This window comes from Pantanalinema rosaneae CENA516 (assembly GCF_050753385.1).
Lineage (GTDB): Bacteria > Cyanobacteriota > Cyanobacteriia > Leptolyngbyales > Leptolyngbyaceae > Pantanalinema > Pantanalinema rosaneae.
Map to the genome: position 1 here is coordinate 41,017 of NZ_JBLZFZ010000048.1, position 10,115 is coordinate 51,131.

Consider the following 10,115-nt stretch of genomic DNA (forward strand, 5'->3'; position numbering starts at 1 on the left):
TTGCTGACATGAAATTGCGTGAGTTGTTAGCGGTGCTTGCCGATGCTCATATCCCTACGGAGCATCCAGCCTTAGAGACAGAAGTTAAGGGACTATCCACTAATTCCCTGGCTTGCGAACCTGGTGATTTATTTATTGGGATGCCGGGAACCCGTGTAGATGGGGGAGATTTCTGGTCGGGGGCGATCGCGGCAGGAGCGATCGCGGCAGTGGTGTCTCCCCAAGCGGCAGCGAAGGCACTGAGTAAACCCGAAGCCCATGATCCTTGTATTATTTCGGCAACGGATATGTCGGCAGCCTGTGCGCGACTGGCAACGGCATTTTATGGGTATCCTACCCAAAAGCTGAAATTGGTGGGAGTGACAGGGACGAATGGTAAAACTACTACGACTCACTTAATAGAATTTCTGCTGCATCAAACCCAGAAGCCCACGGCACTAATGGGAACGCTTTACACCCGGTGGCAGGGCTTCCAGCAAACCGCCAGCCATACGACACCGTTCGCGGTGGACTTGCAGCGACAGTTAGCCGAAGCGGTAGCGGCAGGGTGTGAGTATGGCGTGATGGAAGTGAGTTCCCATGCGTTAGCCCAGGGGCGGGTCTTGGGCTGTGGGTTTGAGGTGGCTGTATTCACCAACCTGACTCAAGATCATCTGGACTTCCATCAAGATATGGAAGATTACTTTTCGGCAAAGGCGCTGTTGTTTACTGACAACTATCTGACCGGACGGGCCATTATTAACCAGGATGATCCTTATGGACAACGGTTAATCTCGCAGCTCGATCGCTCCCGAGTTTGGAGTTACAGCACCTCCGACTCTACGGCGGATCTGTGGACCAGTGATTTAACCTATGGAGCAACTAGCGTTAGCGGCACATTACATACACCAGTCGGGGAAATTGCCTTCAACTCACCACTGGTTGGACAGTTTAATTTAGCTAACCTGTTAGCCGCCGTGGGGGCAGCACTGCATCTGGGATTAGATTTGCCAATGATCGCCGCTGCCTTACCTCAATTCGGTGGTGTACCGGGGCGGATGGAGCAGGTGCAGATCAGTCCGCATCAAGACATTAGCGTGATTGTGGATTATGCCCATACTCCGGATAGTTTGGAGAATTTACTCAAAGCCGTGCGTCCGTTTATTCCCGGTCGAATGATTTGTGTGTTTGGCTGTGGCGGCGATCGCGATCGTACCAAGCGTCCGCAAATGGGTCGAATTGCCGCCGATCTGGCAGATGTCGCTGTTGTGACTTCAGATAACCCTCGGACGGAAGACCCCGAGCGGATTTTGCAGGATATTTTGGCAGGCATCCCTGTTGAGGTAAATCCCACCGTGATCGGCGATCGGGCGGTGGCGATTCGGACTGCGATTTTGCAGGCACAACCGGGAGATGGGGTATTAATTGCGGGTAAAGGTCATGAAGATTATCAAATTTTAGGAACGGAAAAAATTCACTTTGATGACCGGGAACAGGCACGAGCCGCCTTAAGCGATCGATTGTCGGCTTAACACCTGTGGAATCAACGACTGCCAGATCAAAAAGAGTTGGTAAAATGACGATGCATAGAGGATTGCATTCTACTGAATCATACTGACCCCCAACTCCGGAAAACCCGCCTGGTCTGGTAGCCATGCCATCAGGTGACACTTTTTGTTGCCCTTCCCATTGCACTGTTCATGAATTCACCGTCAGTCTCCGATGTCTCACTGTATGAGCTAGCCTTAGCGACGGAACCTCCTCCCCCCGTACTTCAGGTTAGTCCTGCCACGCTGAAGTCTGTTATTGACTCGATCTTGCAATTGCTGATTGAGCAAGAAATGCCTGCGATCGTTTGGGCAAAGCTGCCCCGAGGCGATGTTTGGCAATTGGAGTTAGATCGCTATGCTGCCTTAGTGGGTGTGCCTAAAGCGATTTATCTGTTCAAGTCGCAACGGGAGGAGGGAGAAGAGGCGGCGGCGGTCAATTTACCTCTGACGGCGAGTGGTGACGAGGGGCTGCACAAACCAATGATGTTTGGTCATACCCAGTCCACGATCGTGACGGTGCCACTGTCTCCCGAAAGTCAGGTGCGGCGAGAATACTTTCTAATTATTTGGGCGGCACAATTTCGGGGGGTGTTACTAGCCCATCGTCCGCGATCGATGCAGGCCAGCAAAACAATTCCCATCGCCCTGCTCGACAGTGTGGCAATGGCTGGACAACTAGGACATGTGTCCAGTGCGGACGATGCACCGGAGCGGAAGCAACTGTTATTAACAGTGTGTTCCTTTGAACAACGGTTAGTTAACCAGATGCTAGGCGGCTTAGAGCAGGCGATCGCCGCTTCCCAAGCCTTAGAGGAAATGATTTCCCCTGCTAATGCTGAGTCTTTGGATGGCAGCAGATTGGTGGAGCAGTGGCAACAACTTTTGACCGAAATGCCGGTGACGACCACTGCTGATTTGGACTGGTTGGGGCGGCTGTTTGGTAAACAACTCCAGCATCAGGAAGAAAATTGGCAACGGGGAACCGTCTACCGTAAACAGGCCGAACTGGCAGAAACCCTGCGGATTCAAAACGAAGAATTGCTGGATTCCCTACGCTTAAAGGATGAGTTTCTCAACAATGTGGGGCAGGAGTTACGCACTCCCCTGACTACCATTAAAACGGCATTGAGTTTGCTGAACTCGCCGAACCTGAAGCCGAACCAGCGTCAGCGTTATATGGATTTGATTGCTAAGGAATGCGATCGCCAAAGTTCGTTAATCACCAGTTTGCTGAACTTAGTCCAACTCGAACAGGTGGTGGATCAAACCACGTTGCCACCTTTGAAAATTGCCGATGTGGTGCCGGGGGTGGTCAGTACCTATCAACCCCTGGCTGAAGAGAAAGGGGTGATGCTGGCTTATACAGTGCCAGAGGATTTGCCAACCGTTTCCTGTGTGAATAACTGGCTGCGGCAAATCGTGATTAATCTACTGCACAACAGTATTAAATTCACGCCCCGAGGTGGGCAGGTATGGGTTCGCGCCAAGCAGCAGGGCGACTATATCCAGCTTGAGTTTCGGGATACGGGGATTGGCATTTCTCCCAGCGAGATTCCCAAGATCTTCGATCGCTTCTATCGCGTTCGCCAGTCCGGTGATGACAGTAGCGGGGCAGGATTGGGTCTGACGATCGTGCAACAACTCTTGCTGCATTGCGGCGGCTCGATTTCCGTCAAAAGCCGGATCGGGGAGGGGTCTGTGTTTAATGTGCTATTGCCAATTCACAAAACCCCATCCGAATCGATGACTTTACCTTAGTTATTTACCGCCATAGTAGAAGGCGATTTCTTTCTCTTTTAAAGGGGCGAAATCTGCCGCTATCAGCATTTGATCCAATTCTGCCTGGGGAATATGTTTGGCTCCAATTCGGACAATTCGGGAACGCATCGTGTTAGACACCCCACTCCGTTGCCGTCCGGCTTCTAGCCCCATAACTTGAGTGTAGAGATCTAGTTTGGCGGGTGGTATCGGTGTACCATCGAAATCAATCCCACGGGCGATCGCGTCATCAACGGCATCAGCCCCTAAAGAACTGGAAGAATTGGGTTCAGCAGACATTACAAGTACCAAACGGGTAACAACAGGGCATTGTATCAGGAAGGCAACCATTCCAAGTAGGAGACATCACTGTGCCTCGGTTTCTTCATTTAGCGGATATTCACTTGGGCTTCGATCGCTACGACAGCAAAGAACGCACCAAAGATTTTTATCGGGCGTTTCACGATGCGATCGAGCGGTATGCGATCGCGGAGCAAGTCGATTTTGTCATCATCGTTGGTGACTTATTTGAACACCGCACCATTCAGCCCAATGTCTTGAACCAGGCACAACTTTGTTTGGAAGATTTAAAGCGGGCAGGCATTCCGGTGATTGCGATCGAGGGCAACCATGATAACCGTCCTTATGGCACTAAAACCAGTTGGCTTAGTTACCTGGCAAGTTGGGATTTGCTGATTTTGTTAGAACCTGGTGATCCGGCTACTGGAGAGGCGTTATATACTCCCTGGAATGCGGAGGAAAAACGAGGCGGTTACATTGATTTAGACTGTGGTGTGCGGGTTGTGGGATCGTACTGGTATGGATCATCGGCTCCCAGAGCGATCGGTCAGCTTGCGGCTGCCATTCAACAATTGCCTCCTGCGCCTGGTCATTCCGTCATGTTGTTTCATCATGGTCTGGAAGGTCAAATTGCCCGTTATCAGGGAGCCTTACGCTATAGTGATCTGCTGCCTTTGAAGGATGCTGGCATTGATTATCTGGCGCTGGGACATATCCACAAAAACTACACGGTGGAAGGCTGGATCTTTAATCCTGGTTCCGTGGAAGCGAACAGCATGGAAGAAAGCCGCTATGAGCGGGGGGTGTACCTGGTGGAGTTGAATCAGGCGGGGATTCATGCCGAGTTGAAGCGGGATTATTACCAACGATCGCTCGTGCAATTGCGATTGACGGCACGAGGTCAGGAAAGTGTGGAAGACGTGGAGCAAAGCTGTCGGCAGCTAGTAGAACAGGCAATGCGATCGGGCAAACTTGATCCCGAATCATCGCCCATGGTGGAACTGCGGATTGAAGGTCAGGTCGGCTTCGATCGTTCCGAGTTAGATGTCCGCAAACTTCAGTACCAGCTTAAGGATCTCAGCCATGCCTTGATTTTTTTGCTCAAGTTTGAAGCGGGGTCAGTCGAGTTTGCTTCGCCGTTAGCCGAAGAGGCGAGCCAACATCAGATTGAACAGGAAGTGTTTACGGATTTACTCGCGGCTCATAATACCTACAAAAAACACGCCGATCGCTTGGCTCACAGTTTGATTGATTTGAAGGACATGCAACTCCAGGGACGATCGGAGGTGGAACTGTATGAATTTGTGCAAACTCTATTGACCCAGGAGCCAGAGTCACTGACTCAGCCAGCACAATAGAGGTAACTAATTCCTGTTCACCTAGCCCTTCTTGGATCATGCCACCCATATCTTCGTCCCAATTTAGCGTGGCACTGCCGCCTACCCAGGCAGATCTCCCCTGTGATGATGGTCTTCCCATAGAAACCCAACGCCACAAAACCCAAATGGAACTGCTGATTGATGGACTGTCCTCCTGGCTGGCAGAGCGATCCCAGGGCTATGTGGGTGGCAATATGTTTGTCTACTTCAGTTTGGCGCAAGTCAAAACTCAGGATTTCCGGGGATCGGATGTGTTTGTGGTTCTGGATGTCCCCAAGGGCGAACGCCTCAGTTGGGTGGTCTGGGAAGAAGGAAAAGCGCCGGATGTCGTGATTGAACTGCTGTCTGAAAGTACGGCTGAGGCAGACAAGCAGGAGAAAAAACAAGTTTACCAAAATCAGATGCGGGTGCCAGAATATTTCTGGTTTGACCCCTTTAATCCCGATGACTGGGCAGGATTCTCGCTGCAACAGGGCAATTACCAACCGATCGCGGTTAATGATCATAATCAACTCGTATCCCACTCGCTGGAATTAGCCTTAGTACGCTGGCAGGGCGCTTATAAAGGAATTGAAACCACATGGTTACGGTGGGCAACTCTTAATGGTGAACTGCTACTAACGGCTGAAGAAATCGCGCTACAAGAGCATCAACGAGCCGAACAGGAATGCCAACGAGCTGAACAAGAACGCCAACGAGCGGAGCAAGCGGAATCCCAACTTCAGCAGACTGTACGGAATCTCTACCAAACTGGTATGCCGATCGCCCAAATTGCCCAACTCACCCAAGTGTCACCAGAGCAGATCCAGCACTGGCTTCTATGATCAGGGTGTTTAGATCCCGTGGAATGAGTTGCCGCTGATCAGGGGTAAGGTAACCCGGAACTCTGTGCCTACGTTAACCTCGCTAGCCACAGTGATCCGTCCGCCCATCACGTCCACGCACTGTTTAACGATCGCTAACCCCAGCCCCGTACCTGGAATCGTCCCGACATTCGCCGCCCGATGAAAGGTTTCAAATAAGCGACATTGATCGGTCGGAGGAATGCCAATTCCTTGATCCTTAACACTAAAGATCATCTGTTGCTCGTCACAGGTCACATCCATCAAAATTACTCCTCCTACAGGGGAGTATTTGATTGCATTTGAGAGCAAATTATTCAGCACATGCCGTAACAACTTTTCATCCATATACACTTTGGTGGTTGGGCAGTAGAACGCCAGATTCACCAGATGATTGGTTGTGCTGAACTGCATCTGGGTCACTAGGCTGTGACAGAAGGCTTCCAGATCAAACCAGGTCGGACGATAGGATAATTTCCCTGCCTCGGCGCTGCCCAGCATCAACACCTCATCTAGCATTTTGATCATGTGCTGCACAGCGGTTTGGATGGTTTTAAGATGCTCTTGTTTTTCTGCGTCTGACCACAAGTGGCTGTAATATTCCAGTAATTCTGAAGATGCCAGGATTGTGCTTAAGGGAGTCCGAAATTCATGGGAAGTCATGGAAATGAACCGCGACTTTAACTCATTTAATTCCTTTTCCTGCTCAAAAGCCCGGATTAACTTCAGTTCTGCCTGTTTGCGATCGCTGATATCTACGCAAGAACCAATGTAGCCCGCAAAACTGCCATCGGGATGAAAGCGAGGCGTTCCAGTGTTGAGAACCCAGCGATACTTACCATCCGCCCGCCGTAATCGATATTCGATCTGAAAACTATGTCTTACCTGGAATGCTGATAAATAAGTGTCAATGAAATATTGGTAATCATCGGCATGAACGCCCTCTGCCCAGCCTTGCCCCATTTCCTGCTCTAGGGTTCTGCCCGTGAAGTTCAGCCAGGATTGGTTAAAGAAAATTAATTCTCTGTCAATATCTGCCATCCACAGCAACACCGGAGCGCTATTAGCCATCACCCGAAACCGTCGCTCACTCTCGCGGGCAGCCGCTAAAAGCTGACTTTGGGATAGGGCAATGCTCACCTGGTCAGCTAATTGCTGTAATAATTCAATGTCTGCTTGGAGCCACTGATGCGTCTGACTACATTGATGTACAGCCAGTAAGCCCCACAGCCGATCGCGTTGCAGAATGGGTACAACTAACCGCGCCTTGACTTGAAATTGTTGCAAAAATTCTTTTAACTGCGAGGGGGCTTCATCCGTCGCCAGATCGGGAACAACCCGCACTTGTCCCTGGTTGAAGAACAATCGCTGTTCCGAGGGAAACAGTTCCAGAGGTAAGCTTTGCCCAAGTAAACTGGGAATGCCGGGTTGTAAGGATTCGGTGATAATCCAGGTAGTATGGTCGGGTTGGAGGCTATGGATTAACACGCGATCGGCATTCAGTAGTTGCCGAATCTCGTCAACCGTGGTTTGCAGAATATCTTCTAGCTGTAACGATTGGCGAATTTTCAGCGTAATATCGGCAAACACCTGACGACGCAGATATTGGCGATGGGATTCTGCTTCCGCTCGTTTACGTTCAGTAATATCTCGTTGAATCGCTACCCAGTGAGTATACCACCCAGTGCTATCGGCTACAGGCACAATACTGAGTTCGACCCAAAACTCCGATCGGTCTTTGCGGTAGTTAATCAGTTCTACAAGAATCGGTTGCCAGTTTTGCAGGGCAAAACGAATTTTGGCGAGTGTCGTGCGATCGGTTTTGGGCCCATGTAGCATCCGAGGTGTTTTGCCTAACACTTCTTCGGCTCGGTAGCCGGTCACCCGGGTAAACGCATCGTTGACATAGAGAATCCGCGGGCCCGGGCTATTGATCGGCTCTGCTTCCGTAATGATCACCGAATCATTCGCATGTACGACAACTGACTCTAGTAACCGTAAGCGTTCTTGCTGTTGCTGGGATGCTGCTGTAATGGCGCTGGGACAAGGTGGAGGAGAAGCCGCAGGCGGTAGAGAAGCATCGATAGATTCGGAACTCATGTTGCCTCAGACCGAAAATTGAGTGACTAATATCATCCAGAGTTCCCACAATTAGTTCTGCCTGGGATAGTGGTCTTAAATGACGTTTAGAAATGACATTGAGAAATGAGGTGTTCAGTGGGGGCTGACAATCTACCCCACTCCAAAAATCATTTGTTTACAGCAATTTTCGCCCCCCTAGCCCCCCAATTCTGGGGGGGACAGAAGCCAAAGTCCCCCAGAATTGAGGGCTTTAAGCCCTACGGGCATACTAGAAAAGGGGGCTGACCGAATTGACAAGTGTGGTGCATTCATTTGAGAACGGCTGTAAGATCATGCTTATGGCTTAACGATCGCGATGCGTAAAGGGTTTGGCATGGTCACCCGCATAGGTTGCCGCAATATGACCGTTGCCAATGAGTTGGTATTTATAGGTGACTAAGCCTTCTAGTCCCACAGGCCCACGGGGTGACATCTTTTGGGTACTAATGCCAACTTCAGCCCCAAATCCATACCGGAAGCCATCTGCGAACCGGGTAGAGCAATTCTGGTATACACCCGCCGCATCCACTTGAGCGAAAAAGATCGCCGCCGTTTGGGGATCTTCCGTGACGATCGCTTCCGTATGACGAGAACCGTAGGTATTGATATGGGCGATCGCCGCTTCTAGGGAATCAACGATTTTGATCGCCAAAACCAGATCGCTATACTCCGTTGACCAGTCCGCTTCGGTTGCCTCATTAATGCTGATTTGCTGGGAATTGAGCATGGCTTGGGTGGCGGCATCTCCCCGCAGTTCTACCCCCTCAGCCTGGAGTGCCGTAGCAATGGCAGGAAGGATGTCTGCTGCGATCGCCTGATGCACGAGTAGGGTTTCGATCGCATTACACGCCGCCGCATACTGCGTTTTGGCATCCACGGCGATCGTCACGGCGGTTTCCATCTGGGCAGCCCGGTCAATATACAGATGACAAATGCCATCGGCATGACCTAAGACCGGAATCCGGGTGTTGTCCTGCACAAATCGGACGAAGGCATTAGACCCACGCGGAATAATTAAATCCACATATTGATCCAGTTTCAAGAGTTCCAGGGTTTCCTCACGGGTGGTTAATAGCTGCACGACGGCTGGAGCAATGCCTGCCTGCGCCAAGCCCTGCCGAATCGCTTGCACCAATGCCTCACAGGAACGGATGGCTTCCTTGCCGCCCTTAAGGATCACACCATTGCCAGACTTGATCGCCAGACTGGAAATTTGTACCACCGCATCCGGTCGCGCTTCAAAGATTACCCCTAATACTCCCAGCGGACAGGTAATTCGCTTCAGCTCTAAGCCTTGATCTAGCTCCCGATCGATCTGTACCGTACCAACTGGATCAGCTAATTTTGCTACGTCCCGCACCCCCGCGATCGCCCCTTTTAGCTTGCTGTCATCTAGTTTCAGGCGAGCATAGAGCGCACTCGAAATTCCATCTGCCTGCGCTGCCTGACAATCTGCCGCATTGGCTGCCAAAATTTCTGGAGCCGCCGCTTCTAACGCTTGAGCGATCGCTTCTAGCGCCTGATTTCTAGCCGTAGTCGGTAGACTGGCTAGATGCCGAGCCTGGATGCGAGTTTGCTGGGCAATGTCCACTAGCGATACATGAGCCGCGCGATCGGTCGCCGCAATGGGTGAAACAGTCATGGGAGGTGATAGCCGTAAATCATAGCGACACTAATCCTAGTGTAGTGGAGGCATTGAACCCAGGATGCAAGAGAAACGATAAAGAATAGAAGATAACAAAGTCATCTGTTGAGCTTTTTCCAATGGAACCCTATTACAAACCTGAACACTTACCGCATTTTGGGCAGATTGCGGAAGGGAATGCCGAACTTGCTGAGAAATTCTTTGCTTATTATGGCGCTGTATTTGCCGAAGGAGCTTTATCCAGCCGGGAAAAGGCTCTGATTGCCTTAGCGGTTGCCCATACTGTGCAATGTCCTTACTGCATTGATGCCTATAGCAAGGAATGTTTACAACAAGGCTCCGACCTGGAACAAATGACCGAAGCCGTTCATGTGGCGACCGCGATTCGGGGTGGTTCCTCCCTGATTCACGGATTACAAATGCTCGATCACGTCAAGCAAGTCACCATGTAAGCAATCGTGGGGAGCCAACCGGAGCAGCAATGTCCAGATCAGACCCAATCCCCTACCTGCCCCATCTCCCCTGTCTCTTATACACATCT

General features: G+C 50.8%; 8 protein-coding genes. 5 read left to right on the forward strand and 3 right to left on the reverse strand.

The features are described 5' to 3' along the window. The first annotated feature begins 8 nt into the window (after positions 1-8). Positions 9-1,511: a UDP-N-acetylmuramoyl-L-alanyl-D-glutamate--2,6-diaminopimelate ligase gene (locus ACN4EK_RS23310; protein ID WP_431660707.1), complete on the forward strand. Its 1,503-nt coding sequence runs from the start codon at positions 9-11 to the stop codon at positions 1,509-1,511. A 168-nt stretch (positions 1,512-1,679) separates the two neighbouring features. Further along, positions 1,680-3,287 carry a DICT sensory domain-containing protein gene (locus ACN4EK_RS23315; RefSeq protein WP_431660709.1) on the forward strand — a complete coding sequence of 536 codons (1,608 nt, stop codon included), beginning with the start codon at positions 1,680-1,682 and terminating at the stop codon, positions 3,285-3,287. Here the strand turns inward: ACN4EK_RS23315 and ACN4EK_RS23320 are convergent, their stop codons facing one another. After that, positions 3,288-3,587: a small RNA NsiR4-regulated ssr1528 family protein gene (locus ACN4EK_RS23320; protein WP_431660710.1), complete on the reverse strand. Its 300-nt coding sequence runs from the start codon at positions 3,585-3,587 to the stop codon at positions 3,288-3,290. Between the two features lie 71 nt (positions 3,588-3,658). Between ACN4EK_RS23320 and ACN4EK_RS23325 the strand changes: the two genes are divergently transcribed. Together ACN4EK_RS23325 and ACN4EK_RS23330 are read left to right on the forward strand one after the other, a co-directional pair. Beyond that, positions 3,659-4,945 carry a metallophosphoesterase family protein gene (locus ACN4EK_RS23325; RefSeq protein WP_431660711.1) on the forward strand — a complete coding sequence of 429 codons (1,287 nt, stop codon included), beginning with the start codon at positions 3,659-3,661 and terminating at the stop codon, positions 4,943-4,945. A 38-nt stretch (positions 4,946-4,983) separates the two neighbouring features. Further along, positions 4,984-5,790 carry a Uma2 family endonuclease gene (locus ACN4EK_RS23330; RefSeq protein WP_431660712.1) on the forward strand — a complete coding sequence of 269 codons (807 nt, stop codon included), beginning with the start codon at positions 4,984-4,986 and terminating at the stop codon, positions 5,788-5,790. A 9-nt stretch (positions 5,791-5,799) separates the two neighbouring features. Here the strand turns inward: ACN4EK_RS23330 and ACN4EK_RS23335 are convergent, their stop codons facing one another. Next, positions 5,800-7,908, reverse strand: coding sequence for a PAS domain-containing sensor histidine kinase (locus ACN4EK_RS23335; protein ID WP_431660713.1), 2,109 nt, complete (start codon positions 7,906-7,908; stop codon positions 5,800-5,802). Positions 7,909-8,233: 325 nt separating this feature from the next. Then, positions 8,234-9,571, reverse strand: a complete 1,338-nt coding sequence (locus ACN4EK_RS23340) for a glutamate-5-semialdehyde dehydrogenase (protein WP_431660714.1) — start codon at positions 9,569-9,571, stop codon at positions 8,234-8,236. A 122-nt stretch (positions 9,572-9,693) separates the two neighbouring features. On the opposite strand from ACN4EK_RS23340, the gene ACN4EK_RS23345 reads away from it, so the two are divergent. Then, positions 9,694-10,026 carry an arsenosugar biosynthesis-associated peroxidase-like protein gene (locus tag ACN4EK_RS23345; RefSeq protein ID WP_431660715.1) on the forward strand — a complete coding sequence of 111 codons (333 nt, stop codon included), beginning with the start codon at positions 9,694-9,696 and terminating at the stop codon, positions 10,024-10,026. Positions 10,027-10,115: the final 89 nt, after the last annotated feature.

Excerpts from the sequence above, each read along its gene's own strand:
- ACN4EK_RS23310 (WP_431660707.1), top strand. The coding sequence starts at position 9 with ATGAAATTGCGTGAGTTGTTAGCGGTGCTTGCCGATGCTCATATCCCT.
- ACN4EK_RS23315 (WP_431660709.1), top strand. The coding sequence starts at position 1,680 with ATGAATTCACCGTCAGTCTCCGATGTCTCACTGTATGAGCTAGCCTTA.
- ACN4EK_RS23320 (WP_431660710.1), bottom strand. The coding sequence starts at position 3,587 with ATGTCTGCTGAACCCAATTCTTCCAGTTCTTTAGGGGCTGATGCCGTT.
- ACN4EK_RS23330 (WP_431660712.1), top strand. The coding sequence starts at position 4,984 with ATGCCACCCATATCTTCGTCCCAATTTAGCGTGGCACTGCCGCCTACC.
- ACN4EK_RS23335 (WP_431660713.1), bottom strand. The coding sequence starts at position 7,908 with ATGAGTTCCGAATCTATCGATGCTTCTCTACCGCCTGCGGCTTCTCCT.
- ACN4EK_RS23340 (WP_431660714.1), bottom strand. The coding sequence starts at position 9,571 with ATGACTGTTTCACCCATTGCGGCGACCGATCGCGCGGCTCATGTATCG.
- ACN4EK_RS23345 (WP_431660715.1), top strand. The coding sequence starts at position 9,694 with ATGGAACCCTATTACAAACCTGAACACTTACCGCATTTTGGGCAGATT.